The sequence below is a fragment of the Acidovorax sp. Root402 genome (assembly GCF_001425125.1).
In the GTDB taxonomy this organism is placed as follows: Bacteria; Pseudomonadota; Gammaproteobacteria; order Burkholderiales; family Burkholderiaceae_C; genus Acidovorax; species Acidovorax delafieldii.
The window spans coordinates 1-26,988 of sequence record NZ_LMDQ01000017.1; the positions used below are offsets into that span (position 1 = coordinate 1).

A 26,988-nucleotide genomic window follows, 5' to 3' on the forward strand; every position below is an offset into this window, starting at 1 on the left:
GCAACCCGGCTTCGTGGCCGAAGTGCTGCAAACCTTGAAGAACCACAACGCAGACCCCCGGCAACTCAAGCTCGAACTCACCGAAAGCCTGCTGCTGGGCGACATCGAAGACACCATCGCGCGCATGGTGCAGCTCAAGAGCGAAGGCGTGGGGTTTGCGCTCGATGACTTCGGCACCGGCTACTCGTCCCTGTCCTACCTCAAGCGCCTGCCGCTGGACCAGGTGAAGATCGACCAGAGCTTCGTGCGGGACGTGCTGACGGACCCGAACGACGCGGCGATYGTKCGGACGATCCTGGCGCTGGCCAAGAGCCTGGATTTGGAGGTGGTGGCGGAGGGGGTGGAGACGACGGGGCAGCTGTCGTTCCTGAGGCTGCACGGGTGCGAGGGGTTCCAGGGGTATCTGTTTGGAAGGCCTGGGCCCGTCGAGTTGTTCGAACGTGAGCATCTGCCGGGCCATTCAGCCCCCTCGCTGCCGACCGCTCTGCCCGCACCGAAGGAGCCGCAGCCATGAACGGTGTGGGCATCCTGTGGGTGGACATTGATACCCAGCATGCGGCGGCCGCGCGGCGGCTCATGGCAACGCGTTACCCCGACTGGCGGGTGGTCAACAGCCCCACGCCAGAAACTGCCAAGGCTCCCCTCGCCAGCCAGGCCTGGGATGCCGTGGTGCTGTGCCTCAAGCCCACCGACCAGGAACTGCCCGGCCTGCTGGAGCTGTGCGCTGGCCGCCCGGTGCTGATGTGCATCGATGCAGCGCAAGAGGCCCTGGCTGCGCGCGCCTTTCGCTGCGGGCTGGGCGACTATGTGCTGCGCGAGGCCGATGGCGTAGCGCACCTGAGCGAGCTGCTCAACCGCCTGGTGGCGCTGGTGCAAGGCGCCAAGGGGCAGGGCCAGCCCGTGCGCATGGTGGATGCCCGCATCTGGCAAGAGGCTCTGACCATGCTGCAGGAGCAGCGCTCGGCCCTGCAGGCCACGCTGGCCAGCATGAGCCAGGGCATCTTCAAGACCGGGCCCGATGGCCGTATCACCGTCTACAACGAGCGCGTGCTGGAGCTGCTGAACTTGCCCGAGTCGCTGATGGCCACCCGCCCCACGCTGGCTGACCTGACGCGCGTGCAGGCCGAGCGCGGTGACTTTGGCGAGGGCTATAGCCTGGTGGACCGGCGCGGACACGACTACGTGGCACAGGGTGCTGTCGCTGCGGCCCCGGCGCTGTACTGGCGCACCACACGCGATGGCCGTACGTTCGAGGTCCGCACCACCACGCTGGCCGATGGCAGCCTGGTGCGTACGTTTGCCGATGTGAGCGACTACGTGCGTGTGGAGAACGAGCTGCGCGAGAGCGAGGCGCGCTTCCGGTCCCTGAGCGACCTGTCGTCCGACTGGTACTGGGAGCACGATGCCGAGGGCCGCTTTGTGCAACTGGCGGGCGACCTGAGCGTGAACGGCATCCCGCTGTCGGACGTGATGGGGCGCACGCGCTGGGAGATCGGCGCCCTGAACATGACCGATGCCGACTGGGCTGCGCACCGCGCGGTGCTGGCCGCGCACCAGCCGTTCCGTGACCTGGAGCTGCAACGCCGGCGCGCGGACGGCAGCATGCACTGGATCTCGGTCAGCGGCGTGCCGGTGCTTGATGCCAATGGCGCGCTGCGTGGCTACCGGGGCGTGGGCCGCGACATCACCGAACGCAAGCAGGTCGAGAGCCAGATCGAACGCTTGGCGTTCTATGACTCGCTGACCGGTCTGCCCAACCGCCGCTTGCTGGTGGACCGGCTGCAACACGCCACGCTGGCGGTTGCGCGCTCTGACACCCAGGGCGCGCTGCTGTTCATTGACCTTGACAACTTCAAGGACCTCAACGACACGCTGGGCCATGACACCGGCGACCAATTGCTGCTGCAGGTGGCCCAGCGCCTGAAGGGCTGCGTTCGGGAGTCCGACACCGTGGCCCGTTTTGGTGGCGACGAGTTCGTGGTGCTAGTGGAGGGCCTCAGCCCCGACCCCGCCCACGCAAGCGCCGAGGCTGCGCTGGTGGCCAGCCACATCATCACCACACTGGGCAAGCCCTATGCGCTGGGCGATGCCAGCCACCACAGCACACCCAGCATAGGTATCGCGCTGTTTGGCCAGCAGACCGTGAGCGTGGATGAGCTGCTCAAACATGCCGACTTGGCCATGTACCAAGCCAAGGCGGCGGGGCGCAACACCCAGCGCTTCTTCGACCCCGACATGCAAGCGGCCGTGAGCAACCGCTCGGCCCTGGAGGCCGACCTGCGCCGCGGCCTGCAAGACAAGGAGCTGGTGCTGTACTACCAGCCGGTGGTGGACGGCAAGGGCCGCCTGCAGGGCGCCGAGGCCCTGGTGCGCTGGCGCCACCCACGACGGGGCATGGTGTCCCCGGCGGAGTTCATTCCGCTGGCGGAGCAGACCGGGCTCATCCTGCCGTTGGGGCAATGGGTGATGGAGACGGCCTGTGCGCAGCTGGTGGCTTGGCAGCGCAGCTCGCTCACGCGGCAGTTCTTCCTGTCGGTGAACGTGAGCGTGCGGCAGTTCCGCCAGCCCGACTTTGTGGAGCAGGTGCTGGGCGTGCTGGACGCCACGGGGGCCAACCCGGAGCGCCTGAAGCTCGAACTCACCGAGAGCCTGTTGATGGCCGACGTCGAGGACGTGATTGCGCGCATGGAACACCTGCGCCGCTATGGCGTAGGCTTTTCGCTGGATGACTTTGGCACGGGCTATTCCAGCCTGAGTTACCTCAAGCGGCTGCCGCTTGACCAGCTCAAGATCGACCAGGGCTTTGTGCGCGACCTGCAGACCGATCCCAACGACGCCGCCATTGTGCGCACCATCCTGGCCCTGGCCGACAGCCTGGACCTGGCGGTGGTGGCTGAGGGCGTGGAGACCACGGGCCAGCTGGAGTTCTTGCAGCGCTACGGCTGCAAGGCCTTTCAGGGCTACCTGTTTGGCCGGCCCATGCCCGCCGAAGTGCTGGAGCGTGCACTACGGCCTGCGCTATGACCTGCGCTAAGACAAAGGCTACCCAGCGCGCGCAGTTCACAATCGCGCCATGAAAAAACAGGTGTTGGTCGCCGGTGGCGGCATTGGCGGCTTGGCCGCAGCGTTGGGCGCATCCCGGGCCGGATGGGAGGTGCGGCTGTACGAGCGCGCTGCCGCGTTCAGTGAAGTGGGTGCGGGCGTGCAGATCGGGCCCAACGTGGTGCGCCGCTTGCAGGCCTGGGGTCTGCAGCAGCCGCTGCAGGCGGTGGCTGCCTTCCCCAGCCGGTTGCAGGTGCGCAACGCCGTCAGCGGCCAAGAGCTGGCCGTGTTGCCTCTGGGCCCCACGGCGGTGGAGCGCTATGGCGCGGCCTACGCCACCATTCACCGAGCGGACCTGCATGGCCTGTTGCTGTCCGCCGTGACCAAGTACACCGACACGCAATGGCATCTGGAGCATGCGATTGACAGCTTTGCCGATGCCGACGGCGTGGTCACTGTGCGCACCAGCCGGGGCAAGCAGGTTGAGGGCGATGCCCTGATTGGTGCCGATGGCCTGTGGAGCCGCACGCGCACCCAGCTTCTGGGCGCGGTACCGCCACGCGTGACGGGGCACCTGGCCTACCGCGCGCTGGTGCCGCAGCATGCGCTGCCCGACGCCTTGCGCACGGCGCAGGTCACCGCCTGGCTGGGCCCGCGCCTGCACGCGGTGCAGTACCCCGTGCGTCGGGGCGAGCTGCAAAACCTGGTGGTCATTGTGCAAGGGACCGCACCGCAAGACCTGGAGAGCTGGGACCACGCCGCCAATGCTGCAGGCCTGGAGCACGCACTGCAAGGCACCTGCACCGCGCTGCAGGACGTGGTGCGCAGCGTGAGTGCCGCGGGTGGGGCGGGCTGGCGCCTGTGGCCCTTGTGTGACCGCCCGCCGGTGCGCAGCGCGGACGAGATGGCACAAGGCCTGGTGGGCCTGCTGGGCGATGCCGCGCACCCCATGCGGCCGTACCTGGCCCAGGGCGCGGGCATGGCGATTGAAGACGCGGCCGAGTTGCAGCGTGCTTTGGCCATGCACGACCTCGATGTGCCGCTGCGTCTGCGCCGCTATGCGCTCAACCGCTGGCAGCGCAACGCGCGGGTGCAGGCCCGGTCGACGCGCAATGGCCGCATCTTCCACGCCACGGGGCCAGTGCGCTGGGGGCGCGACCTGTCGCTGCGCCTGCTGGGCGAGCGCCTGCTGGATGTGCCCTGGTTGTACCGGGGCGACGGCTCCAGCGCCAGTTCGTTGTGACGGTTGGCGTGCGGGGGCGCACTGCGGATAAGCCCTTGGCGCATGGCCCATGCATGCGGTATCAACCGGACATTCCAGTTGTCAGGACATTCCCTATCCGGTGCAACCCGCGAGCGCGTTTTGCAGGGTGAACTTTGCGCAGTGTGCCACGCTCTATCCCTGTGTGGGCAATGCCACAAAAAGGCCGGTCACGCGCCCGCGAATTTGCTGTTCAAGCGCAGGTCGTGGTGCTACAAAGAGCCAAGCCGGTAGCGATTGCCAATGCAACACCGTGGTACCACCTGAGCCCGCCAGGGGTGCCGCTACAGGAGGTCGTATGGATGCCATCAGCAACTTCGCCGCGCGCTATGCCCGTAGCCGCGAAGAGGAAATGTCGATCGACGAGTACCTCGCCGAGTGCAAGCGTGATCCCATGGCCTATGCCACATCGGCCCAGCGCATGCTGGCAGCGATTGGCGAGCCCGAGATGGTGGACACGCGCAACGACCCGCGCCTGTCGCGGCTCTTTGCCAACAAGGTCATCAAGCGCTACCCCGCATTCACCGAGTTCTACGGCATGGAGGAGTCCATCGAGCAGGTGGTGAGCTTCTTCCGCCATGCCGCGCAGGGGCTGGAGGAGCGCAAGCAGATCCTCTACCTGCTGGGCCCTGTGGGCGGTGGCAAAAGCTCCATTGCAGAGCGCCTCAAGGCGCTGATGCAGAAGGTGCCGTTCTATGCGCTCAAGGGCTCGCCGGTCAACGAATCACCGCTGGGTCTGTTCGACGCCGCAGAAGACGGCCCGGTGCTGGAGGAGCAGTTCGGCATTCCGCGCCGCTACCTGCAGCGTGTGCTGTCGCCGTGGGCGGTGAAGCGGCTGGAAGAGTACGGCGGCGACATCCGCCAGTTCCGTGTGGTCAAGCGCTACCCCAGCGTGCTCAAGCAGGTGGGCATTGCCAAGACCGAGCCGGGCGACGAGAACAACCAGGACATCTCCAGCCTGGTGGGCAAGGTGGACATCCGCAAGCTCGAAACCTTTGCACAGGACGACACCGACGCCTACAGCTACAGCGGTGGCTTGTGTCTGGCCAACCAGGGGCTGCTCGAATTCGTGGAAATGTTCAAGGCGCCCATCAAGGTGCTGCACCCGTTGCTCACGGCCACGCAGGAGGGCAACTACAAGGGCACCGAAGGTTTTGGAGCGATTCCGTTTGACGGCGTGGTGCTGGCCCACAGCAACGAAAGCGAGTGGAAGGCGTTTCGCAACAACAAGAACAACGAGGCGTTTCTCGACCGCATCTACATCGTCAAGGTGCCGTACTGCCTGCGCGTGAGCGAGGAGATCCGCATCTACGAAAAGCTGATTCGCGAATCGTCGCTGGGCAACGCCGTGTGTGCGCCCGGTACGCTCAAGATGATGGCCCAGTTCGCCATCCTCACGCGCCTGAAAGAGCCCGAGAACTCCAGCATCTTCAGCAAGATGCAGGTGTACGACGGCGAGAGCCTCAAGGACACCGACCCGCGCGCCAAGAGCTACCAGGAGTACCGCGACTACGCGGGCGTGGACGAGGGCATGACGGGCATCTCCACCCGCTTTGCGTTCAAGATTTTGTCCAAGGTGTTCAACTTCGACAGCGCCGAGGTGGCCGCCAACCCGGTGCACCTGATGTATGTGCTGGAGCAGCAGATCGAGCGCGAGCAGTTCGCCACCGATCTGGAGACCAAGTACACCGGCTACATCAAGGAGTTCCTGTCGCCGCGCTATGCCGAGTTCATTGGCAAGGAGATCCAGACGGCCTACCTGGAAAGCTACAGCGAGTACGGCCAGAACATCTTCGACCGCTACGTCACCTACGCCGACTACTGGATCCAGGACAACGAGTACCGCGACACCGACACCGGCGAGGTGTTCGACCGCAGTGCGCTCAACGCCGAGCTGGAGAAGATCGAGAAGCCCGCAGGCATCGCCAACCCCAAGGACTTCCGTAACGAGATCGTCAACTTTGTGCTGCGGGCGCGGGCCAACAACCAGGGCAAGAACCCCAGCTGGACCAGCTACGAAAAACTGCGGCTGGTGATCGAGAAGAAGATGTTCTCCAACACCGAAGAGCTGCTGCCGGTGATCAGCTTCAACGCCAAGGCCAGCGCCGAAGAGGCCCGCAAGCACGAGGACTTCGTCACCCGCATGGTGAACAAGGGCTACACGCCCAAGCAGGTGCGGCTGCTGTGCGAGTGGTACCTGCGCGTGCGCAAGAGTAGCTAGGGTCAGTGCCTGGGCCGCAGGCCCTGCATGGGGAACGGGAGCAACGGATGGCATTGCAAATCATCGACCGCAGGCTCGCTGGCAAGAACAAGTCGGTGGGCAACCGCGAGCGATTTGTTCGCCGATACAAGGAACAGATCGCGGATGCAGTGCGCCGTGCCGTCTCGCAGCGCGGCATCCGCGACATGGAGCAGGCCGAGAGCATCACCATCCCGCGCAAGGACATCAGCGAGCCCGTCTTCCACCACGGCCAGGGCGGGATCCGCGACACCGTGCACCCCGGCAATGCAGAGCATGTGCGCGGCGACCGCATCGAGCGGCCCCAGGGCGGTGCGGGTGGGCGTGGATCGCAGGCCAGCGACAGCGGCGAGGGCGAGGACGACTTCACCTTCACGCTCACCAAGGAAGAGTTCATGCAGCTCTTTTTTGAAGACCTCGCGCTGCCGCACCTGCTGCGCACCCACATTGGCGAGAACCCGCAGTGGAAGTCGCGCCGCGCAGGCTACAGCCAGGATGGCATCCCCAACAACCTGGCCGTGCTGCGCACCATGCGCGGCGCTTTGGGTCGGCGCATTGCACTGGGCAAGTCGGCGCACCGCGAGCTGCTGGCGCTGCAGGCCGAATTGGACGCCCTGCTGGCGCAGGACGACGGCACCAGCGAGGCGGTGGCTGAGTTGCAGCGCCGCATTGATGCGCTCACGGCGCGCATTGGCAAGATTCCCTACCTGGACCCCATCGACCTGCGCTTTCGTGCGCGCACGCCGGTGCCCGTGCCCAGCAGCCAGGCGGTGATGTTCTGCGTGATGGATGTGTCGGGCTCCATGGACGAGACGCGCAAGGAGCTGGCCAAGCGGTTCTTCATCCTGCTGTACCTGTTCCTCACACGGCACTACGAGACCATCGACATCGTGTTCATCCGCCACCACACCCAGGCGGCCGAGGTGAGCGAGGAGCAGTTCTTCCATTCCACCGAAAGCGGCGGCACGGTGGTGAGCAGCGCGCTGGTGCTGCTGGACCAGATCATCCGTGCGCGCTACCCGCAGGGCGACTGGAACATTTACGTGGCCCAGGCCAGCGACGGTGACAACTTCACCAACGACAGCGGCGTCTGCCGCAACCTGCTGGTGGACAAGATCCTGCCGCTGGTGCGCTACTTTGCCTATGTGCAGGTGGCCGAGGAAGAACAGAACCTGTGGGACGAGTACAGCCAGCTCGCGCCGCTGTACTCCCACTTTGCGATGCGCAAGGTCTCCGCACCCGGTGACATCTACCCGGTACTCCGCGATCTCTTCAAGAAAGAGGGGGTGGCCGCATGAACAACGTTGTGCAGTACCCCGTGCTGGAGCGCCGCCTCAGCGACAACCCCTGGAAGGCCGCTGCCGTGGGCGAGCGCCGCCACCGTGCCGTGCCCGGCCAGCCCCTGCCTGCAGGCGCGCGGCCGGCCGAGCCGTTGCCCGACCCGAGCGACTGGACGTTCGAGCTGATCGAGCGCTACCACGCGGCCATTGCCGCCACGGCCGAGCGCTTTGGTCTTGACACCTACCCCAACCAGCTGGAGATCATCACCGCCGAACAGATGATGGACGCCTACTCCAGCGTGGGCATGCCGGTGAACTACCGGCACTGGAGCTACGGCAAGGAGTTTCTGGCCACCGAACGGCGCTACCGGCGCGGGCACATGGGCCTGGCATACGAGATCGTCATCAACTCCAACCCCTGCATCAGCTACCTGATGGAGGAGAACACCACCGCCATGCAGGCGCTGGTGATTGCGCATGCCGCCTATGGCCACAACAGCTTCTTCAAGGGCAACTACCTGTTTCGCATGTGGACCGATGCGTCCAGCATCATCGACTACCTGGTGTATGCCAAGGACTACGTGGCCCAGTGTGAGGAGCGCTACGGCACGGGTGAAGTGGAGCGCCTGCTCGACTCCTGCCATGCCTTGGCCAACTTTGGCGTGGACCGCTATCGCCGCCCGTCCAAGAAGAACCTGGCGCGCGAGCGGCTGGAGCGCGCGCAGCGCGAGGCCTACGCCCAGCAGCAGGTGAACGAGCTGTGGCGCACCCTGCCCACGCGCCCCGGCAAGGAAGGTGCGGCGCAAGAGGCCGACCGCTTCCCCAGGGAGCCGCAAGAGAACATCCTGTACTTCATCGAAAAAAACGCGCCCCTGCTGGAGCCCTGGCAGCGCGAAATCGTGCGCATCGTGCGCAAGATCGCCCAATATTTCTACCCCCAGCGCCAGACCCAGGTCATGAACGAAGGCTGGGCCACGTTCTGGCACTACACGCTGCTCAACACGCTGTACGACGAGGGGTATCTGAGTGATGGCGTGATGATCGAATGGCTGGGCTCGCACACCAACGTGGTCTACCAGCCACCCGTGGGGCACCGTGCCTATAGCGGCATCAACCCCTACGCGCTGGGGTTTGCCATGTACCGCGACATTCAGCGCATCTGCCAGCACCCCACCGAGGAGGACCGGCACTGGTTTCCCGATATTGCTGGCACCCCCTGGCTGCCTGCGCTCGACCATGCCATGCGCAACTTCAAGGATGAGAGCTTCATCGGCCAGTACCTCAGTCCGCACCTGATGCGCGAGATGCGCCTGTTTGCGCTGCATGACGACGCTGGCGAGCGCGATCTGGTGGTCAGCGAGATCCACGACGAAAACGGCTACCGCAGCCTGCGCCAGATGCTGTCGCAGCAGTACGACCTGGGCACGCGCGAGCCCAACATCCAGGTGTGGAACGTGAACCTGCGCGGCGACCGCAGCCTGACCCTGCGCCACACCCAGTACCAGGGCCGCCCGCTGGCCGACGACACGCAGGAGGTGCTCAAGCACGTGGCGCGGCTGTGGGGCTTTGGGGTGCAGATCGAGAGTGCAGACGCCGATGGCAACCACCCGGTGCTGCTGCACCAGGTGCCCGCCTCAGCCACCTGACCGGGCTGCGCTGGTACCTGCGCGGCGGTTGAAGAAAGATTGCTCTGTTTTTGATAGCTGCCAGCGCATGATGTACTAGCGCTACCGCCCGATTTGGCTCAAAAAGCGGGCGAAGAGGCCTTGGCCCGTGGCGCCCGGGCCTGCAGCGGGCAGTCGGTGGCCACACGCTCGGCCAACGTCTGGCGCAGGGCCTGCAGTGCGGCAATGCGGTCATCAATCTCCTGCAGCTTGGCGGCCAGCACCTGCGCCAATGCGGGTCCGGGCTCGGCGGCGTCCCAGATGACGGGCAGCCGGTCGCCGATCTCCGCCAGGGTAAAGCCCAGCTGCTGCGCAGTGCGGATGTACTGCACCAGCGTCACCACCTCGGGCGGGTAGTCCCGGTAACCGTTGTCCAGGCGCCGCGCGCGAATCAGGCCCTGCTGTTCATAAAAGCGCAGCGCCTCGCGGCTCAGGCCCGAGGCCGTGGCCAGTTCACCGATCAGCATGATCCCGCTCCCCTCACAAAGTGCTTGACCCTGAAGCGTACTTCAAGGTGGAAGCTCGGGGCCTCATTGATCCATTCACAGAGGTTTCCTGTCATGCACATCCCCGCTTTCGCTTCCGGCCGTTATCTGCGCATCGTGCGCGCCAGCGGATGGTACGACCTGCTCGTCACCTGGCCGTTTGCCTTGCCCTGGACCTTTGCCTGGCTCTATGCCCAGCTGAACCTGTTGGCCCAGGCGCTCGCATCGCCCGGCACCTTGCACCCCTTGGACACCACGCACATGCTACTGGCCAACCTGCTGGGCTCGGTGGTGGTGGTGTGGTCAGTGGCGCGAATCGTGGCGCCCACGGTGCTGCTGGGGCGGCTGGATGGCGTGGCGCGGTTTCTGTTTGCGGCCTGGCAGATCTACGCGGTGGCACACGGCGCCAATGCCATCGTGCTGGGTTTCACCGCCTTCGAGTTGTTGTTCGGCGTGCTGCAATGGTGGCGTGTAGCAGGTGCCAGTGCGGCGCTGTGCCCGCCTGACCCCGCGCGGGTGAATGAACTGGTCAATGGGCGGGCGCGGGCAGCAGCCTGAAGGCCAGTGCACCCACCACCAGCATGGCCGCAATGGTCAGCATCACCGCCACGTACGGGTCTGCACCCTGTGCGGCGGCGAGGGAGGCCGCCACGCCCGTCACCCACTGCATCAGCGCCACGCCCAGGAACAGCGCCATGGTGAACACCGCCATGGCCCGCCCCGTGACCGCAGGGGCGTAGGCCGAGCGCACGTCCGAATACTGCAGCACCATGTAGCCGGACAGCAGGCCCACGGCCACGGAGCCGCCCACGTCCAGCCATTCGGCATGCAAAAAGCCCATGGCCGCAAACAAGGCCGCCAGCAGGACGGTAAAGCCCAGCAGCCAGCGCCTGCGCCGCGTGGGGCCAGGGTCCAGCCGACCAAAAAGGGCTGGGCTGAACAGTGACACCAACGACGACAGCATGGCCACATTGCCGCTGGCAACCAGCGAATAGCCGTGCCGCTCGATCAACAGTGGGCCCAGCCACAGTCCGCGCAGCGTGAGGAACGAGGCATAGGTCATCAGCGCCAGCAGCATGATGCCGGCGGTGTGCGGCAGCAGGAACAGCGCGCCGAAGCCGCGCACCGCCTGCAGCACCGATTCGCGCGGAGCGGCCTCATCGATGGGTTGTGCGGGTTCATGCACCTTCCAGAAGATCAGCAGCCAGGCCAGCGCCGCCAGGCCCGCCAGCACGCCAAACCCCATGCGCCAGGACGACTGCTGCACCAGCCAGGCCAGTGGCGTGCCGGTGAACAGCATGCCCAGTCCGCCCACCCCCATGGCCACTCCCGACACCATGGCAAACCGCGACGCCGGAAAGTAGCGTGCGATGAACACCGTACACACTAGAAATGCGGGCGCGCAGCCCACACCGATCAGCACCTGCCCCAGCAGCACCGCGCCATAGCCCGGCGCCAGTGCCGACAGCACCGCGCCCGCAATGGTCAGCGGAAACGCCACCAGCAGCGTGCGCCGCACGCCATACAGGTCGATGCCAATGCCCATGAACAGCTGCATGGTGCCAAAGGCAAACGCAAACGCCCCGGCAAACACCCCCAGCGCCTGCGCCGACAGACCGAACTCGGCCCGCAAGCCCGTCGCCATGATGGCCGTGATGGTGCGAAACGCCTGGCTCAGCGCAAAGCCCGCCACCAGCGCCAGCAGCATGGCCCAGGCAGTGCGGGGGGCGAGGAGAGGGGTAGCTGGCAAGGGGGTGGGCACGGGGGCAAGTCTCCAGAGCGGATGCCCGTGGCGGTCGAGAGGGGTTCTCTGCCGGCGACTGGGCCCCGCGAGGTTATCCGCTGTGCACGGGCGCTGCTGTCACCCATGGACGGCGGGGAGCCGGCCCGGTGGGCGGAGCAGCCGTACAGGCAGGCTCCTAGGGTATGTCCCAGTCCCTCCCATCCATAACCGACCAAACGCGTCGGATGCTGCGGATTTTTGGGTGTGGGTGCTTGTAATCAGATGTTTCTACCGCTGATTGGGCGCTTCGGTGCTTCCAATCCTGCCCTGTCTGCAGGTGGCTGGGGCCGTCATGAGGGCGCCACAGGGCGCGGGCAGACTTTAGAGGAGGCTCTCGATGTGGGGATCACCCCAATGACGGTGCCGGGGGCCTGGGGCACTCTTGTGTCCATGCGCTGCACCGGGTGTTGGTCACGGCTCTGGAATCGCAAGTTTCGGTCTCTCGCAATCAGGATGGTGCAGGCAGTGGTGAGTGGCAAGGTTTGTGCTTGGGTGATCACCACGGGGCTTTGAATGGGTCCCGGTGGCCGGTGGCCACAAGCCGTTGGATGGAAGTTGTCGGGCGCCGTCAGGCGGCGCCGCGATGTCAGGAGTGACCGATGAAGACGATGGTTTTGCTGGGTTCGGGTGCGTTGGCTACCCTCTTGTTGTCGGGCTGCGCAAGCCAGCCCCCCGCGATGCAGGCGTTCAGCGCACCGACCGATGGCAGCAGCATGCAATACGCCTGCGGCAACGGTGAAAAAGTGGAGATGCAGTTCTACCCCGAGCAAGGCCGCAGCGTGATGCGCCGCAGCGGCTGGACGGTGGAGCTGCCCAAGCAGGCTGCCGACAGCGGCTACGCCTACAGCAACGGCCCCACCACGGTGCTGGGCAAGGGCAATGAGCTGACAATCCAGATTGGGCACCTGGCACCGATCTGGTGCCGCAGCAACCGCGGCATGATGGTGGCGGGCGTCCAGTAACCTCACCCCTCTTTGTCACCGGCCTGTTCGGGGCTGGTTCGGATTTCGGTTTTTTCAGGGCCTGTGTAGCCTGTCTGCACAGGCCCTGTGTCGTTTCAGCGCGCCTCGGGCGTGCAGGACCCGGGGGCGGCTGCTGCAGAAGCAGGGCGCTGCTCCAGCGTGCGGGGGGCGACCAGCAGGTTGCCCTGTGCGTCCCGCACGGTAACGACCACCTCGCGGCTGCTGTCGGCGCGGGTGTCGCTGAACTGCAGTTGCATCTCGGCAGCCACAGTGCGGGTTTGGGCTTCGCCCCCGTTGGGAAATTCCGTGGTTTCCAGGGTGCCCTTCAGGAGTGCCAGGCCCTGTGCATCGATCTCCCACGGGCCGGTGAACACAAAGCGCTGGCAGGTGATGTTGAGTTCCACCCGCTCGTTTTCCAACAGCAGGTCCGTGCCACCGCAATGCAGAGCGCAGGGGGCTCCCACTGTGAAGCCCGCGCCCGAAAAATAAACCGCTCCGTTGATCGGGCCGGTGCCCGTGCCACCGGTGCCGGGACCGCAGGCGGCCAGCACCAGCAGGGTGGTGACAGCCACCAGCCGTCGGGCCGTGAGCAGGGCCATCCGGCCCACCCGGGCCCAGAGTTCAGGAAGGACGTTCATCTTGGTCTGCGGCATAGAAGTAGCTGCCAAAGCGGGCGCGCCGGTTGCGCTCGCCGGGCGGGGTGTTTTGCTGGTCGTGGTCGTAGCGGGCCTGGGCCTCGGTCATCACGGTCTTGAAGGCTTGGCGCCAGGCCTTGGCGGCCACGACGTGCAGGCGGTGGGCTGATTCTTCGCTGAGCTGGTCCACAAACACGGCCTGCTCCAGGTAGTTGTGCTCGCCCTCCAGGTTGAGACTGGCCGCCGCCAAATGGTCGTGCAGGTTGTCCTGCATCAGCTGTGCCATCTCGGCAAAGCCCTGGCGCGGCACAAAGCCGGCGGCCAGCAGGCGGATGAGTCCATCCTCACCTTCCTCGGCGATGCCCAGGCGGACCAGTTCGTCGAGCACCGCGCGGGGCCGCACATCGCTGCTGATGCTGGCCACCAGGCCATCGAAGTGCGGAGGCTCGCCGCTGCGGGGCAGGGGGCGGGGCTGGCCCTCGTCATCCAGGCAATCCGTCTGGCTCAGCCAGCGCGCGGCCACCTGGCTGGCCATGTTCAACGGGGTTTCGCCCGCTTCTTCCTCAGCAGCGGGCTCGGCCAGACGGCCGAGGTTGCGCACATCGCGCCGGTGCACGCCCGACATCAGGCTCACCGCGCTGTCGGTCGTCTTCTTGCCTGTGCGCTGCAGCTCGTCATGCGCGGCGTCCAGAAACACTTTCTTCATGGCCGCGGCAAACGCGGGGTAGGCCACGCCATTTCGCAGTAGCAGGCGCGCCAGAGGGCGCAGCACGTGCAGGGCAGAGGCCAGAACGATGGCGGAGCGGGAGGGCATGAAAGAAGGCCGAGGCGCGGCGGGTGTCAGGGTCAGTCTGTGATTGTCATCTGGTTGACGGTTTGAAATTATGTGGGATATTATCCCACTTATCTGCGGTGTGGTGTGGGCCGAAGCCGACGCAGCGCCGTGGGTATCCGCATTCACAGGGAGAACAATCAGATGAAGAACCGAGGGTTGATGAACACACTGGCAGGCATATCCCATGCGTCGCCCGCATGGCTGGCCGTAGCCACCGCTGCATTCGTGGCCGGCTGCGGTGGCGGGGACGGCGGCAACCCGCAGACCCCCAACGAGGCGCGGCTGCAGGTGGCGCGCTCCGGCGATCTGGTGGCCTACTTCAAGGCCAAGATTGCGCAGCGGGTGGCGTTGGGCTATCCGGGCACGGCCATCACTGTGCCCACCGTGGGGGGCTTGAGCAGCGCGGGCAGCGTGGTCACCCACACCGGCGCGCCACTGGCGGGCGCGGTGGTGGAGGAAGACGCCTTCATCAAGTCCGAGGGCAACATGCTGTATGGCCTGCACCGCGCCTACGCCACCGACACCGGCCGCGAGCCGCCGCGCCTGGCCGCCATGGCCCGAGCGGCCGATGGCAGCCTGTCCAGCGTGGGCCGCGCCACGCTGGACGCCAAGTTCATCCCCCAGGGCTTTTATGTGGCGGGCGGCGGTACGCGCGCTGCCGTGCTGTCGCAGCAAGACCCGTATGCCGACCGCCAGCCCGTGGTGGCTGCGGCCGACGCCAGCATCACCGTGTTGCCGGAGTACAGCCGCACGCTGTCGCTGGACCTGTTTGCCATCCACAAGGACATTGCGCCCGCGCAGCTCAAGCAGATGCGCATCGATGGCCTGCTGGTCGGCAGCCGCCTGATTGGCAACATGCTGTACCTGGTCACCACGTGGTCGCCCGACCTTACGCGCTTCACCGTGCCGGCAGGGGCCACGGCATCGGCGGTGGACGCGGCACTTAAGGACCTCAACACCGCCGCGCTGATCCCCACCCTGCGCGTGGATGGCGGCCAGCCGCAGCCGCTGGTCAACGAGGCAGACTGCCTGGTGCAGACGGGCAATGCCTCGCTGTCGCTGCAGCTCACGTCCATCACGGCCATCGACCTCACCTCGTCCAGTCTGGCGCGCACCAGCCGCTGCTTTGCAGGCGGCAGCGAGGCGGTGCATGTGGGCGCGCGCAGCGTGTATGTCGCCAGCTCGCGGCAGTACCGCTATGGCGGTGACGTTGCCAACGCTGTGTTCCCCGCCGACAGCCGCACCGACATCCACAAGTTCAGCTTCCGGGGCGCGCAGGTGGACTACGACGCATCGGGCAGCGTGGACGGCCACCTGGGCTGGGACCTGCGCCGCCTGCCATCGCGCCTGAACGAATACCAGAACGATCTGCGCGTGCTGACCTTCACCGGCAAGACGGGCCAGAGCGGCATGCCGCCGGTGACCATCCAGGCCCAGCAGGCCTCCCCCGCGCTGCTGACTGTGCTGCGCGACAGCGGTCGGGACAGCTATCTGGGCCCGCAGGCCAAGCTGCCCATCCGGCTGCGCACGGCGCGGGGCGACCAGCAGATCGACAACCTGTTCTTTGCAGGCGCCCGGGCCTATGCCACCCCCTTTGCCAACACTGAACCCGTGTGGGTGCTGGACCTGGCCAACCCCGCCAACCCGACCGTCGCGGGCGAGCTGGCTGCGGGCGGCTATGCCGACCACCTGGTGCCGCTGCCGAACGGACTGCTGCTGGGCGTGGGCAAGGACAGCGCCCTGGGCGGTGTGGCCGACGGCATCCAACTCGCGGTGTTCGATGTGCGCAATGCCGCGCAGGGCAAGCGGCTGGCCACGCAGGCGGCGGGCGGCCGGGGCAGCATCACTACGCTCGACAGCACCCGCCCCGTGCTCAACCTGCAGGCGGTGGAGGGCAAGGTGCGCATAGCGTTCCCTGCACGCGTTTACCAAGCGCCCACGGGCGTAGGCACGCCCCCGCCCGTGCGTGGCTACCAGGGTGCCTTGCGGCTGGAGGTGAACACCACCACCGGCGCGCTGGCCCAGCGCTCCATGGTGGTGTCTACCGCCATCTTGAACGGCGACACGCCCGGGCTGTACAGCCGCTTTGACATTGCCAACGAGCGCAGCTTGCAGGTGGACAACGTGGCCTACCAGCTCTCGGGCGGCCAGGTGTTCGCCAGGGCCGGAGACTGAAACGCCGCCGGTTGCGACTCAGGGAGAGAACTAAAAAAACCATAGCTGCTAACGCTTTCCTGTAGTGCGCAGGCAGCATTTAGAAGGCCTGTTCACCAGAGTGGTGAACAGGCCTGCTTTTTTGGGGCAGCTTGAATTGCTTACAGATCCGTGCGCAGCTTCCAGATCTCCGGGAACAGCACCACGTCCAGCATCTTGCGCAGGTAGCTCACCCCGCCCGTGCCGCCCGTGCCGCGCTTGAATCCGATCACGCGCTCCACCGTGGTCACGTGGCGGAAGCGCCAGAGGCGGAAGGCGTCTTCCAGGTCGGTCAGCTCCTCGCCCAGCTGGTACAGGTCCCAGTGCTTGTCGGGGTTGCGGTACACAGTCAGCCAGGCCTGCTCCACCGCATCGTTTTCCACATAAGGCTGCGTCCAGTCGCGCTCGGTGTGGCTGGCCGGCATGGCCAGGCCACGCCGGGCCAGCAGGCGCAGGGCCTCGTCGTACAGCGACGGGGCTTCGTACGCGGCTTGCACCTGGGCCAGCAGGTCGGCGCGGTGCTCGTGGGGCTTGAGCATGGCGCGGTTCTTGTTGCCCATCGAGAACTCGATGCAGCGGTACTGGTAGCTCTGGAAGCCGCTGGACTGGCCCAGGTACGGGCGCATGGCGCTGTACTCGGGCGGCGTCATGGTGGCCAGCACGTCCCAGGCGTGCACCAGCTGCTCCATGATCTTGCTCACACGCGCCAGCATCTTGAAGGCGGGCGGCAGCTCGTCGCGCGCAATGTGGCCGATGGCCGCGCGCAGCTCGTGCAGCATGAGCTTCATCCACAGCTCGCTGGTCTGGTGCTGCACGATGAACAGCATCTCGTCGTGCGCGGGCGACAGCGGCTTTTGTGCGGTGAGGATGGCGTCGAGCTGCAGGTAGTCGCCGTAGCTCATGGACTTGCTGAAGTCGAGCTGGGCGCGCTCTTCGTGCACGATGGATTCGGGCAGGGCGGCAGACGCCGGGTTGTTGCCGTCGGCAGGGGTTTGCGAGAAAGGGCACATGGTGGTTTGCCTTTCCGATCAGGTGACGGCGTGCGTCTGGTTGAACTCGGCCTTCTGCCACTCGCCGCTCTCCAGCACCTGGCGCAGGTGCTCCACAGCGTTCCACACGTCTTCAAAGCCCAGGTACAGCGGCGTAAAGCCAAACCGCAGGATGTCCTTGTGGCGGCCCGTGCCGCCATCGCCCTTGCGAAAGTCGCCGATCACGCCGCGCGCAATCAGCGCCTGCACGATGGCGTAGGCACCGCTGCCCTGGCCGTTCACGCCCGCGCCTTCATCGCGCGTCAGACACACCTGCGAGCCGCGCTGGGCATGGTCACGCGGCGTGGCCAGGCCCAGGCCGTGGCCTGCGCAGCGCTCCTCCACCAGCTGGATGAACAGATCAGTGAGCGCCAGCGACTTGGCGCGCAGCGCGGCCATGCCGCCCAGGCTTTGTGCGGCGGTGAACACATCCAGCCCGCATTGCAGGGCCGACAAGTTGATGATGGGCTGCGTGCCACACAGGTAGCGCGTGATGCCCGGGGCGGGTTGGTAATCAGGGGTGAAGGCAAACGGTGCGGCGTGGCCCCACCAGCCGGACAGCGGCTGCCAGAAGCGGTCAGCATGGCGTGGGTGCACCCAGGCAAAGGCCGGTGCGCCGGGGCCGCCGTTCAAATACTTATAGCCGCAGCCAATCGAGAAATCCGCGCCTGCGCCGTTCAGATCGACCGGCACCGCGCCCGCGCTGTGCGCCAGGTCCCAGACGCACAGAATGCCCTGGGCGTGCGCGGCGGCGGTGATGGTGGCCATGTCGTGCATGGCGCCGGTGCGGTAGTTCACGTGCGTGAGCATCAGCACAGCCACGTCGCTGGTGAGTGCTACGGTGATCTCTTCGGGCTCTACCAGCACCAGCTCCAGGCCGCGCTCCTTGCACAGGCCTTCGGCAATGTAGAGGTCGGTGGGGAAGTTGCTGCGCTCGCTCACGATGCGCTTGCGCGCGGGGCTGTCTTCGCGGGCGATGTTGAGCGCTGCGCTCAGCACCTTGTAGAGGTTGATGGAGGTGCTGTCGGTGCACACCACTTCATCCTGGCCCGCGCCGATCAGCGGGGCCAGCTGGTTGCCCAGGCGCTGGGGCAGGTCAAACCAGCTGGCGGTGTTCCACGATTTGATGAGGTCTGTGCCCCATTCGCGGGTGACCACATCGGCCACGCGCGCGGCTGCGGCCTTGGGGGCCACGCCCAGCGAGTTGCCGTCTAGGTAGATCACGCCTGCGGGCAGGGCGAAGTGGTCGCGCAGGGCGCGCAGCGGGTCTTGGGCGTCGCGGGTGCGGCAGTCTTGAAGGGTGATGGACATGGGAGTTGGGGAGATAGTTGCTATGTTATTGATAGCTGCTGGCGCATGTTCTATTAGCGCTTCGAGCCAAAAATGCTTGAAATTCTGCGTGTTGCGCTATTCCAGCGCCCGCAGCACGGCCCGCACGGGCGATGCGTCGGCCGTGGTCAGCTTGAGCGGCAGGGCAATGAGTTCGTAGTCGCCCTCGGGCACGGCGTCGAGCACCAGGTTTTCGAGCACGCGCAGGCCCCGGCGGCGGATGACCTGGTGGCTCTCCAGTGTTTTGCTGTCGGCCGGGTCGATGCTGGCGGTGTCGATGCCCACCAGCAACACGCCCAGGTCGGCCAGGCGCTCGATGGTGCCGGGCGCATAGGCGGCCAGCTGGCCGTCCCAGCGGTCCACGGGCATGTGTTCGTAGGTGCGCACCAACACGCGCTGGGGCAGGGGGCTGTTCACCGCGTGGGCAATGTGTTCCCAGGTGACGAGCGGGCCGCAGCCGATGGCGTGGATCACGCGGCAGGGGCCCAGAAACGCATCGAGCGACACGTCACCGATGGTGGCGCCTTGCGCGTCATAGTGCAGCGGCGCATCGGCGTGCGCGCCCACATGGGGCGACATGGTGATCGCGCTCACGTTGACCGGGCAGCCCGGGCCGATGGTGGCGCACCACTGCTGGCTGTAGGCCGTGTCGCCGGGGAACACGGGGCTGCCCGCAAACACGGGCGGCGAGATGTCCCAGAGCCGGCGGGCGGTGGGGGAGGAAGGCGTTGACATGGGACAAAGTTTGCATGTCCCGAAAAACCCGTGGTGTCGGTTATTTCCAACACCCCATCGAATTTTTGTTGAAGCCTAAACTATTTTGATGCGGCAGTAGCCCGGCTGCTGGAGCGTGTCACCTCACAAGATGGCGCCTTCCGCCAGTGGCGCCAGCCCGTGCCGCGCACGCGCCTTCTGGCAGGCGTAGTCGCCCGCCGAGAACTCGCGGCAGGGCGCGGGGCGCAGTTCGTAGATGCTGCAGGCCACCTGCTGGCCCACCTGGCCGGTGAGCGCAACGCAGCGGATGGGCACCTGCTCCGTGCCCCGCATGCGGCAGGTGCTGCCGTTCACATCCCGGGCCAGACCGTCGGGCACCGTGCCGCCCATTGCCTGCATCTCGTACACGGCAAAGTCCACGCGAAAGCTGGCGCAGCAGGCGCCGCAGCTCAGGCACGGGTGGGTGGAAGCGGCGGTGGTCATCGTGGTCGCGTCGTCGGACGTTCGGGGCGGGCGGTGGGTCTGCGGCGGGGCCGTCAGGCGCTGTGCGGGAGGGCAATGCTAACGAAAAAGCCCACGCCCCGGCCGTTCAGGCCCGCTCCCATCTGCACCTGCCCGCCCATGCGCAGCACCGCCTGCCGCACGATGGCCAGGCCCAGACCTGAGCCGTTGGCGGCATGGCCCGTGCCCCGGTAGAAGCGCTCGAACACCCGCTGCTGCTCTGTGGCCGGGATGCCGGGCCCGTCGTCCTGCACCGATAGGTGCAGCGCCGCACCCCCACGCCGCAGCGTCACTGCCACGTTGCCACCATCGGGCGTGTAGCGCAGCGCGTTGTCGATGAGGTTGTGGGCGATGGATTCGAACGCAGGCTGGTCGAGCCGCGCGGGCAAGGTGTCGGGCGCGTCCAGCGACAGCTCGATCTGCCGCGCCATGGCCTGCGGCGCAGCCTGCGCCAGCGCGCCGCGCAGCCATTGCGCCACGTCCAGGTCGCGCGGTGCGGGGCGCTGTGCGTCGTCCAGCGCGGCCAGGTCCAGCAGTTGCTGGGCCAGGTGCGAGGTGCGGGCGATGGCCTGCTCCAGGTGCGCCTGGGCCTGCATGCGTTCCTCTTCGATGGGCGAGCGGGCCATCACGTGGGCCTGGGCCGTGATGACGGCCAGCGGCGTGCGGATCTCGTGCGCGGCGTCCTGCACAAAGGCGCGCTCGCGCTCCACCTTGTGCCGCAGCTGGGCGAAGAGGTGGTCCAGCGACTGCTCCAGGGGCTTGAGTTCGCCGTGGCGGGCGTTGAAGCCCACCGATTGGAGGTCGTCCTGCCCGCGCTGCGCAATGCGGCTGGCCAGTTGCTGCAGCGGCCGCAGCCCGTGGCGTACCGAGAGCCACACCGCCAGCAGCACAAAGGGTGACGCCAGCAGCAGGTAGGGCAGCAGGGCGCGGCCGTTGTACTGCAGGAAGTTGGAGTCCGTGCGCTTGGTCTCGAACACCCGCAGTACCCAGCGCGCATTGCGACCGGTGTAGACGCGAAACGACCGGCCCTGCAGGGCGGCTTCCTCTATGAATGGCTCTGCGCGGGGCGTGGCGGGCGGCAAGGCCACGTTCTGCAGCCCCGGCGAGGCAAATACACGCTGGCCCGATGCCGCATCGAGCAGCTCGTGCATCTGCACCCCGGGCAGCAGCCCGATCTGGCGGCGGCGGACGTTGGTCCAGTGGTCGGTGGCCGCCACAGCCGCGGCGGCGTGTGCAGGATCGATAACCTGGGCCAGCGAGTCCAACACCGCGTCGCCGTACTTCATCAGGCCCGGGTCGCGGGTGATGGTGTGTTTGTAGTTGACGAAGTTGTAGCCCAGCAGCACCGCCCACACCACCACAAACGCCACCAGCACCGAGGCCACGCTGCGGCGCATCAGCGTGGGTTCGGCCAGCCAGGCCCATGCGCTGCGCAACGCGTGCTTCATCGTGGTCATGCTTGCAACAGGTAGCCCACGCCACGCACGGTTCGGATCAGCTCTGCCCCGATCTTGCGCCGCAGGTTGGACACATGCACTTCGATGGCGGCAAAGTCCATGGGCTCGCCCAGCGGGTCCAGCCGCTGCGACAACACGCTTTTGGACACCACCACGCCGGGCTCGCGCGCCAGTTCCAGCAGCAGCTGAAACTCGCGCGGCGACAGCTCCAGCGGAAGCCCGGCGCGCTGCACGGCATGACGCCGGGGCTCGATCACCAGCTCGCCCAGCACCCAGCGCTCGCTGGCCTGGCGCGCGCTGCGGCGCAGCACGGCGCGGATGCGCGACATCAGCTCGGCCGTGGCAAAGGGCTTGATCACAAAGTCGTCCGCCCCGCCGTCCAGGCCCGCCAGCCGGTCCTCCACGGCCGAGCGCGCCGTGATCACGATGACGGGCACCTGTCCGCTGTGTCCGCTCTGGTTGCGCCAGCGCGCCAGCAGGTCAAAGCCACTGCCGTCGGGCAGTGTGAGGTCCAGCAGCACACAGTCCACCGTTGTGGCGTCCACCGTGGCGGGCGCATCCACCGCGCGGCGCAGCCACTCGCTGGTCAGCCCCTCCACCTTCAGCGCGGACTGCAGCGCGCGGCCCAGGTCTAGGTCGTCTTCGATGAGCAGGATGTGCATGGGGCGATTGTGGCGGGAGTGGTGGCCGTTGCGCAGTGCCGCAGCCGCCACCTTTGGCTGGCCTTAAGGCGGGACTTTGCACAATGGGCGCATTCAATGGCTCAACACATGGGGGAGAAAACGATGGCATCGACAACCGAACAGGCGATGGTGCGGCGATGGTGGGGCAGCGCAGCGCTTGCTGCTGCACTGGCCTTGGTGGGCTGTGCCTCCGGGCCTACGCACCCTTCGCTGGCTGGGGCGCAATTGCCCGACCTGGTGCCCGTGCGCGACTTTGTGGCCAGCCGGCAGTCCACCGGGGGGTATCGCGTGTCGCCGGATGGAAAGCGCATCGCCTGGTTTGGCACCGACGGCGTGGTGCCCGCAATCTGGGTGCAGTCCATCGATGGTGGCGACGCCAAGGCGTTTCGTATCCGTGCGCGCGCCATCCGCTTCAGTGCCGACAGCCGCTGGCTCGGCATCACGGCCGACCCCACGGGCGATGAAAACACCCGCATCTATGCGGGCCCGGTCGAGGGCCCCGGGACCGACTTGCGCGAGCTGATGCCTGCACCGCGTTCGGTGGCGCATTTTGCGGAGGCGGTCGATGCTTCGTCCGACTTCATCGTCACCTCCAACCAGCGCGACAAAAAGGTGTTTGACCTGTACCGCGTGAACCCTGCAGGCGGGCCACCGGTGCTGATGGCCACCAACCCCGGCAACGTGGGCTGGTGGGGTGTGGACACCACGGGCCAGCTGCGCGCCCGGGCACAGATCAAGGGCGACCAGGTGCTGCTGGAGCGACCTGGCGCCGAGCCGGGCAGCTGGGTGACGGTGGCAGAGCGCAGCCGGTGGGACACGCTGAACATCTTTGGCCTGCACGATGAGGGGCGCAAGGCCTGGGCCTTGTCGAACCGGGGGCGCGACAAGCTGGCGCTGGTGCGGCTGGACCTGACCACGGGCTCCGAGGAAGAGCGGTTTGCCTCGCCCGACGTGGATCTGGACAGCGTGACGCTGAGCCGCCGCACCCGCGAGCCGCTGCTGGTGCACTTCATGCCGGGCTACCCGGCGCGCAAGGTGTTCGACCCCGCGCTCGATGCCCGGCTGTCCGCGCTGGCCGGTGACAAGCCCGCAGAGGTGCTGGTGACCAGCCTGGACCAGACGGACAAGGTGCTCACCGTGGCGGTGGCCACCGACCGTGGCACGCGCACCTACCTGCTGCGCGATGGGCACGAACCCCGCTTTCTGGGCGAGAACCGGCTGAGCCTGATTGCCAAGGACCTGGCCCCCACCGCGCCCATCACCTACACCGCGCGCGATGGTCTCACCATCCACGGCTACCTCACGCTGCCCGTGGGGGCGGCGCCGCAACGTTTGCCCACCGTGCTGCTGGTGCACGGCGGCCCCTGGGCGCGTGACCGCTGGGGCGATGGCGCCACCAGCCGTGCCATGCAGCAGTTTCTGGCCAACCGGGGCTATGCGGTGCTGCAGGTCAACTACCGGGGCTCCAGCGGCTATGGCCGCAACCACATGGAAAAGGCCCGTGGCGAGTTCGCAGGGCGCATGCACGACGACCTGGTGGACGGTGTGCGCTGGGCGGTGGAGCGCGGCGTGGCCGACCCGCAGCGCGTGGCAATCTATGGCGCCAGCTACGGCGGCTATTCGGCCCTGGTAGGCGCCACCTTCACGCCCGAAGTCTTTGCGTGCGCCGTGGATGTGGTGGGCGTGACGGACATCGCACGCCTGCTGGAAGCTGCTCCGCCCTATTGGGAGCTGGGCCTGCCCTGGTGGCACCGCTATGTGGGCAACCCGGCCGTGCCGGAAGACCGCGCGCGCATGGACGCGAAGTCGCCCCTCTACCGGGCTGAGCATGCGCAAAAGCCCATCCTCATCATGCACGGCGTGAACGACCCGCGCGTGAAGCTGGAGCAGTCCGAATGGATGGTGGCGGCCCTGCGCAAGGCGGGCAAGCCGGTGGATTACGTCACCTTCACCGGGGATGGCCATGGCAACCAGCGCTGGCCCAACAACCTCACCATGTACCGCAAGACCGAGGACTTCCTCGCCCAATGCCTGGGGGGGCGGACCAGCGGTTTTGACTACTACCAGCTGGGTGCATGGGCGTTCTGATGGGGCAGGCTGTCGCTTCGTTGGTTGTACGCAGGGGGTTGCGCGGCGGCAGTCTGGTCGCCGCGATGGCCCTGGCCGCAGTGTTTGGTGCGACAGGTGCTCAGCCGGTGGCCCCTGCGAGTGCGGCCTCGGTCGCCGCAGAAGATGCAGCGCCTGCGGCGCCGCTGGTCTACACCCGGGCGCGGCTGGTGTCTGTGGAGGCGGATGCGGGCGGCCACACCACGCATGTGCGGCTCAAGCTGCTGCCCCGCGCCAAGCTGCCGTTCACCACACAGACCTTCCGGGTGGTCAACCCTGCCTTGCTGCACGGCATTCCGCAGGGGGCCTGGGTGCAGTTCACTGCCCGGCACATCGACGGCGAAAACACGCTCACATCCATCCGGGCTACTGCGGAGTGCAAGCGGTTTGAGCGATGTGACTGACCACCCGGGCAGGGCGGCGGGGACTGCGGCTTGCGCTGCGTCAAGGAGAGAGTGAGACGGCAACCAGCACGATACAGATATTGGTAGAATGAGAATCACTATTATTTGTATCGAGGCCAGTCACCATGAAAACCATGGACGATGGCGCTGCGGCGCGGTTGCATCTTCCTACGCAGCAGAACCTGTCCTCGCGGCTGGACCAATTGCCGCGCCGTGCCTCGGGCCGTGTCACGGGCCTGTTGCCCGCACAGGACGCGCAAGAGCACAGCATGCTGCTGCGCTTGCTGGAGATTGGCTTCCTGCCCGGTGAAACCGTGCAGGTGGTCGCGCGCGGCGGCTGGGGCGGCGACCCCATCGCGGTGCGCGTCGGGCAGGCCACGTTTGCGCTGCGCCGCCAGGAGGCCTCGATGGTGCAGGTGCAGCCGCTGGATGACACCAGCCTGTCTGCCAAGGAGCTGGCATGAACGCCCAGGCTACTGTGCAGCCTACCGCCGCCGATGCGCCCCTGCGCGTGGCGCTGCTGGGCAATCCCAACTGCGGCAAGACCGCGCTGTTCAACCTGCTCACCGGCGCACGCCAGAAGGTGGCCAACTACGCGGGCGTGACGGTGGAGCGCAAGGAAGGCCTGCTGCAGACCGCCGCCGGCCGCCGCGTGCGCGTGCTGGACCTGCCGGGTGCCTACAGCCTGCATGCACACAGCGTGGACGAGGCCATCACCCGCGACATCGTGCGCGGGCGCCGCGCGGGTGAGCCCGTGCCCGATGTGCTGGTCTGCGTGACCGACGCCACCCACCTGCGCCTGAACCTGCGCCTGGTGCTGGAGGCGCGCGCCCTGGGCCTGCCCATGGTGCTGGTGCTCAACATGATGGACGTGGCCGAGCGCCAGGGCATCGCCATCGACCGCGAGGCGTTGTCGCGCGAGCTGGGCATGCCTGTGCTGGCCACCGTGGGCGTGCGCGGCAACGGCGCCCAGGAGCTGGTGCAGTGGCTGGATGGCGCCAACCTGCAGCAGCTGCAGCGCCCGGTGGTGGCGCCCGATGCGGCGGCGCGCCTGGATGCGAGCGACCTGGAGGCGCAGAACGACGTGATCCGCACCCACCAGGAGGTGCGGCGCATTCTGGACCGGGCTGTGCGCGTGCCGGTGGTCAGCCTGCGGACTGACGACCGCATCGATGCAGTGGTGCTGCACCCGGTGTGGGGCCTGCTGATCCTGGCCGCCACGCTGTTCCTGATGTTCCAGGCGGTGTTCAGCTGGGCCGAGCTTCCCAAGTCATGGATTGAAGATGGCGTGGGCTGGCTGGCGGCCCTGGTCAACGCCCACATGGCCGACGGCCCCTTGCGCAGCCTGCTGACCGACGGGGTGCTGGCGGGCGCGGGTGGGGTGCTGGTGTTTTTGCCGCAGATCCTGTTCTTGTTCCTGTTCATCCTGGCGCTGGAGGACTCGGGCTATCTGCCGCGTGCGGCGTTCTTGCTGGACCGCGTGATGGGCACGGTGGGCCTGTCGGGCCGCTCGTTCATTCCGCTGCTGTCGAGTTTTGCGTGTGCCGTGCCGGGCGTGATGGCCACGCGCTCCATCACCCACTGGCGCGACCGGCTGGTGACCATCATGATCGCGCCGCTCATGACCTGCTCGGCGCGCCTGCCGGTGTATGCGCTGCTGATCGCTGCCTTCATCCCCGAGCGCACGGGGGCGGGGGTGTTCAACCTGCAGGGTGTGGTGCTGTTCGCCCTGTATGTGGCGGGCATCGTCAGCGCCATGGCCGTGGCGGCGGTGGCCAAGCTGGCCCGCAGCGATACACGGGCCACGCCGCTGATGATGGAGCTGCCCGCGTACCGCTGGCCCAGCGTGCGGGGCCTGGCCTACGGCCTGTACGAGCGGGCGGTGATTTTCATCAAGCGGGTGGGCGGCATCATCCTGGCCGTCACGGTGTTGTTGTGGTTCCTGTCCACCTACCCCGGTGCGCCGGAAGGCGCCACACAGCCTGCCATCACCTACAGCCTGGCCGGCCAGCTGGGCCGCCTGCTCGAGGTCATCGTCGCGCCCATTGGCTTCAACTGGCAGATTGCCATTGCGCTGGTGCCCGGCATGGCGGCCCGCGAGGTGGCGGTGAGTGCGCTGGGCACGGTGTACGCGCTGTCCGCCACGGGCGACGAGGTGGCCAGCCAGCTGGGGTCGTTGATTGCGGGCTCGTGGTCGCTGGCTACCGCGCTGTCGCTGATGGCCTGGTATGTGTTTGCGCCCCAGTGCATCTCCACCATCGCCGCCGTGCGGCGCGAGACCAACGGCTGGCGTTACCCGCTGCTCATGGTGGGGTACCTGTTTGCCATGGCGTATGCGGCCAGCTTTGTGACCTACCGCGTGGCGCTGGCGCTGGGCGGCGGCTGAG

23 protein-coding genes are annotated in these 26,988 nt (G+C 66.9%); 13 read left to right on the forward strand and 10 right to left on the reverse strand.

Going from position 1 to position 26,988, the window contains the following annotated elements; all coding sequences use genetic code 11:
• From ASC83_RS19545 to ASC83_RS19570, 6 genes are all read left to right on the forward strand, one after another.
• Positions 1–514: EAL domain-containing protein (locus ASC83_RS19545; RefSeq protein WP_156379567.1), on the forward strand; the 514-nt coding region annotated here is incomplete at its 5' end.
• On the forward strand, positions 511–3,024 hold the full coding sequence (locus ASC83_RS19550; protein ID WP_056066599.1) for a bifunctional diguanylate cyclase/phosphodiesterase: 2,514 nt from the start codon (positions 511–513) through the stop codon (positions 3,022–3,024). The genes ASC83_RS19545 and ASC83_RS19550, both read left to right, overlap by 4 nt.
• 49 nt (positions 3,025–3,073) lie before the next feature.
• A complete protein-coding gene (locus ASC83_RS19555) occupies positions 3,074–4,285 on the forward strand; it encodes an FAD-dependent monooxygenase (RefSeq protein WP_056066602.1) in 1,212 nt (403 codons plus the stop codon).
• A gap of 316 nt (positions 4,286–4,601) precedes the next feature.
• The gene (locus tag ASC83_RS19560; protein WP_015015409.1) at positions 4,602–6,524 is read left to right on the forward strand and encodes a PrkA family serine protein kinase; all 1,923 of its coding nucleotides are present in this window, start codon (positions 4,602–4,604) and stop codon (positions 6,522–6,524) included.
• A gap of 47 nt (positions 6,525–6,571) precedes the next feature.
• On the forward strand, positions 6,572–7,840 hold the full coding sequence (locus ASC83_RS19565; protein ID WP_056066606.1) for a YeaH/YhbH family protein: 1,269 nt from the start codon (positions 6,572–6,574) through the stop codon (positions 7,838–7,840).
• Positions 7,837–9,468 (forward strand): SpoVR family protein, encoded by a 1,632-nt coding sequence (locus ASC83_RS19570; RefSeq protein ID WP_056066609.1) that lies wholly within the window; start codon positions 7,837–7,839, stop codon positions 9,466–9,468. The genes ASC83_RS19565 and ASC83_RS19570 overlap by 4 nt, the downstream gene beginning before the upstream one ends.
• Positions 9,469–9,566: 98 nt before the next feature.
• Here the strand turns inward: ASC83_RS19570 and ASC83_RS19575 are convergent, their stop codons facing one another.
• Complete coding sequence (locus ASC83_RS19575; RefSeq protein WP_056066613.1) at positions 9,567–9,953, reverse strand: MerR family transcriptional regulator; 387 nt, start codon at positions 9,951–9,953, stop codon at positions 9,567–9,569.
• 93 nt (positions 9,954–10,046) lie between these two features.
• Here ASC83_RS19575 and ASC83_RS19580 point away from each other — a divergent pair, with 93 nt between their 5' ends.
• Complete coding sequence (locus tag ASC83_RS19580) at positions 10,047–10,529, forward strand: hypothetical protein (protein WP_056066616.1); 483 nt, start codon at positions 10,047–10,049, stop codon at positions 10,527–10,529.
• Here ASC83_RS19580 and ASC83_RS19585 read toward each other — a convergent pair.
• Complete coding sequence (locus tag ASC83_RS19585) at positions 10,501–11,679, reverse strand: nitrate/nitrite transporter (protein ID WP_056066619.1); 1,179 nt, start codon at positions 11,677–11,679, stop codon at positions 10,501–10,503. The genes ASC83_RS19580 and ASC83_RS19585 overlap by 29 nt on opposite strands.
• Positions 11,680–12,353: 674 nt before the next feature.
• On the opposite strand from ASC83_RS19585, the gene ASC83_RS19590 reads away from it, so the two are divergent.
• Positions 12,354–12,716: an MliC family protein gene (locus ASC83_RS19590; RefSeq protein ID WP_056066623.1), complete on the forward strand. Its 363-nt coding sequence runs from the start codon at positions 12,354–12,356 to the stop codon at positions 12,714–12,716.
• A 95-nt stretch (positions 12,717–12,811) separates the two neighbouring features.
• On the opposite strand, the gene ASC83_RS19595 is transcribed toward ASC83_RS19590, so the two are convergent.
• On the reverse strand, positions 12,812–13,354 hold the full coding sequence (locus ASC83_RS19595; RefSeq protein ID WP_156379568.1) for a hypothetical protein: 543 nt from the start codon (positions 13,352–13,354) through the stop codon (positions 12,812–12,814).
• Entirely contained in the window at positions 13,338–14,165 is an 828-nt protein-coding gene (locus ASC83_RS19600) for a DUF6502 family protein (RefSeq protein WP_056066629.1), read from the reverse strand. Before ASC83_RS19600 ends, ASC83_RS19595 begins: the two co-directional genes overlap by 17 nt.
• A 180-nt stretch (positions 14,166–14,345) precedes the next feature.
• Here ASC83_RS19600 and ASC83_RS19605 point away from each other — a divergent pair, with 180 nt between their 5' ends.
• Positions 14,346–16,361: a beta-propeller domain-containing protein gene (locus ASC83_RS19605; protein WP_056066633.1), complete on the forward strand. Its 2,016-nt coding sequence runs from the start codon at positions 14,346–14,348 to the stop codon at positions 16,359–16,361.
• Between the two features lie 140 nt (positions 16,362–16,501).
• Here the strand turns inward: ASC83_RS19605 and kynA are convergent, their stop codons facing one another.
• The 6 genes from kynA to ASC83_RS19635 form a co-directional block, all read right to left on the reverse strand.
• On the reverse strand, positions 16,502–17,389 hold the full coding sequence (gene kynA, locus ASC83_RS19610; protein WP_056066636.1) for a tryptophan 2,3-dioxygenase: 888 nt from the start codon (positions 17,387–17,389) through the stop codon (positions 16,502–16,504).
• Between the two features lie 18 nt (positions 17,390–17,407).
• Positions 17,408–18,718: a kynureninase gene (kynU, locus tag ASC83_RS19615; protein WP_056066639.1), complete on the reverse strand. Its 1,311-nt coding sequence runs from the start codon at positions 18,716–18,718 to the stop codon at positions 17,408–17,410.
• Positions 18,719–18,814: 96 nt separating this feature from the next.
• Positions 18,815–19,471 (reverse strand): arylformamidase, encoded by a 657-nt coding sequence (gene kynB / locus ASC83_RS19620; protein WP_056066643.1) that lies wholly within the window; start codon positions 19,469–19,471, stop codon positions 18,815–18,817.
• A 123-nt stretch (positions 19,472–19,594) separates the two neighbouring features.
• On the reverse strand, positions 19,595–19,933 hold the full coding sequence (locus ASC83_RS19625) for a YkgJ family cysteine cluster protein (RefSeq protein ID WP_056066646.1): 339 nt from the start codon (positions 19,931–19,933) through the stop codon (positions 19,595–19,597).
• 53 nt (positions 19,934–19,986) lie between these two features.
• Positions 19,987–21,399 carry a HAMP domain-containing sensor histidine kinase gene (locus ASC83_RS19630; protein WP_056067068.1) on the reverse strand — a complete coding sequence of 471 codons (1,413 nt, stop codon included), beginning with the start codon at positions 21,397–21,399 and terminating at the stop codon, positions 19,987–19,989.
• A gap of 5 nt (positions 21,400–21,404) precedes the next feature.
• Positions 21,405–22,070 carry a response regulator transcription factor gene (locus ASC83_RS19635; protein ID WP_056067070.1) on the reverse strand — a complete coding sequence of 222 codons (666 nt, stop codon included), beginning with the start codon at positions 22,068–22,070 and terminating at the stop codon, positions 21,405–21,407.
• Between the two features lie 123 nt (positions 22,071–22,193).
• Here ASC83_RS19635 and ASC83_RS19640 point away from each other — a divergent pair, with 123 nt between their 5' ends.
• The 4 genes from ASC83_RS19640 to ASC83_RS19655 all read left to right on the forward strand — a co-directional run bounded on the left by ASC83_RS19640 (position 22,194) and on the right by ASC83_RS19655 (position 26,987).
• Complete coding sequence (locus tag ASC83_RS19640; protein WP_162245501.1) at positions 22,194–24,179, forward strand: S9 family peptidase; 1,986 nt, start codon at positions 22,194–22,196, stop codon at positions 24,177–24,179.
• Positions 24,180–24,244: 65 nt separating this feature from the next.
• Positions 24,245–24,601 (forward strand): copper-binding protein, encoded by a 357-nt coding sequence (locus tag ASC83_RS19645; protein WP_235509425.1) that lies wholly within the window; start codon positions 24,245–24,247, stop codon positions 24,599–24,601.
• 134 nt (positions 24,602–24,735) lie between these two features.
• Positions 24,736–25,065, forward strand: coding sequence for a FeoA family protein (locus ASC83_RS19650; protein ID WP_056067075.1), 330 nt, complete (start codon positions 24,736–24,738; stop codon positions 25,063–25,065).
• A complete protein-coding gene (locus tag ASC83_RS19655) occupies positions 25,062–26,987 on the forward strand; it encodes a ferrous iron transporter B (protein WP_056066652.1) in 1,926 nt (641 codons plus the stop codon). The genes ASC83_RS19650 and ASC83_RS19655 overlap by 4 nt, the downstream gene beginning before the upstream one ends.
• Position 26,988 lies beyond the last annotated feature (1 nt).

Bases quoted from the DNA above. Each gene is read 5' to 3' on its own strand.
- ASC83_RS19550 (WP_056066599.1), top strand. From the start codon at position 511: ATGAACGGTGTGGGCATCCTGTGGGTGGACATTGATACCCAGCATGCG.
- ASC83_RS19555 (WP_056066602.1), top strand. From the start codon at position 3,074: ATGAAAAAACAGGTGTTGGTCGCCGGTGGCGGCATTGGCGGCTTGGCC.
- ASC83_RS19560 (WP_015015409.1), top strand. From the start codon at position 4,602: ATGGATGCCATCAGCAACTTCGCCGCGCGCTATGCCCGTAGCCGCGAA.
- ASC83_RS19565 (WP_056066606.1), top strand. From the start codon at position 6,572: ATGGCATTGCAAATCATCGACCGCAGGCTCGCTGGCAAGAACAAGTCG.
- ASC83_RS19570 (WP_056066609.1), top strand. From the start codon at position 7,837: ATGAACAACGTTGTGCAGTACCCCGTGCTGGAGCGCCGCCTCAGCGAC.
- ASC83_RS19575 (WP_056066613.1), bottom strand. From the start codon at position 9,953: ATGCTGATCGGTGAACTGGCCACGGCCTCGGGCCTGAGCCGCGAGGCG.
- ASC83_RS19580 (WP_056066616.1), top strand. From the start codon at position 10,047: ATGCACATCCCCGCTTTCGCTTCCGGCCGTTATCTGCGCATCGTGCGC.
- ASC83_RS19585 (WP_056066619.1), bottom strand. From the start codon at position 11,679: ATGCTGCTGGCGCTGGTGGCGGGCTTTGCGCTGAGCCAGGCGTTTCGC.
- ASC83_RS19590 (WP_056066623.1), top strand. From the start codon at position 12,354: ATGAAGACGATGGTTTTGCTGGGTTCGGGTGCGTTGGCTACCCTCTTG.
- ASC83_RS19595 (WP_156379568.1), bottom strand. From the start codon at position 13,354: ATGAACGTCCTTCCTGAACTCTGGGCCCGGGTGGGCCGGATGGCCCTG.
- ASC83_RS19600 (WP_056066629.1), bottom strand. From the start codon at position 14,165: ATGCCCTCCCGCTCCGCCATCGTTCTGGCCTCTGCCCTGCACGTGCTG.
- ASC83_RS19605 (WP_056066633.1), top strand. From the start codon at position 14,346: ATGAACACACTGGCAGGCATATCCCATGCGTCGCCCGCATGGCTGGCC.
- kynA (WP_056066636.1), bottom strand. From the start codon at position 17,389: ATGTGCCCTTTCTCGCAAACCCCTGCCGACGGCAACAACCCGGCGTCT.
- kynU (WP_056066639.1), bottom strand. From the start codon at position 18,718: ATGTCCATCACCCTTCAAGACTGCCGCACCCGCGACGCCCAAGACCCG.
- kynB (WP_056066643.1), bottom strand. From the start codon at position 19,471: ATGTCAACGCCTTCCTCCCCCACCGCCCGCCGGCTCTGGGACATCTCG.
- ASC83_RS19625 (WP_056066646.1), bottom strand. From the start codon at position 19,933: ATGACCACCGCCGCTTCCACCCACCCGTGCCTGAGCTGCGGCGCCTGC.
- ASC83_RS19630 (WP_056067068.1), bottom strand. From the start codon at position 21,399: ATGAAGCACGCGTTGCGCAGCGCATGGGCCTGGCTGGCCGAACCCACG.
- ASC83_RS19635 (WP_056067070.1), bottom strand. From the start codon at position 22,070: ATGCACATCCTGCTCATCGAAGACGACCTAGACCTGGGCCGCGCGCTG.
- ASC83_RS19640 (WP_162245501.1), top strand. From the start codon at position 22,194: ATGGCATCGACAACCGAACAGGCGATGGTGCGGCGATGGTGGGGCAGC.
- ASC83_RS19645 (WP_235509425.1), top strand. From the start codon at position 24,245: ATGGCCCTGGCCGCAGTGTTTGGTGCGACAGGTGCTCAGCCGGTGGCC.
- ASC83_RS19650 (WP_056067075.1), top strand. From the start codon at position 24,736: ATGGACGATGGCGCTGCGGCGCGGTTGCATCTTCCTACGCAGCAGAAC.
- ASC83_RS19655 (WP_056066652.1), top strand. From the start codon at position 25,062: ATGAACGCCCAGGCTACTGTGCAGCCTACCGCCGCCGATGCGCCCCTG.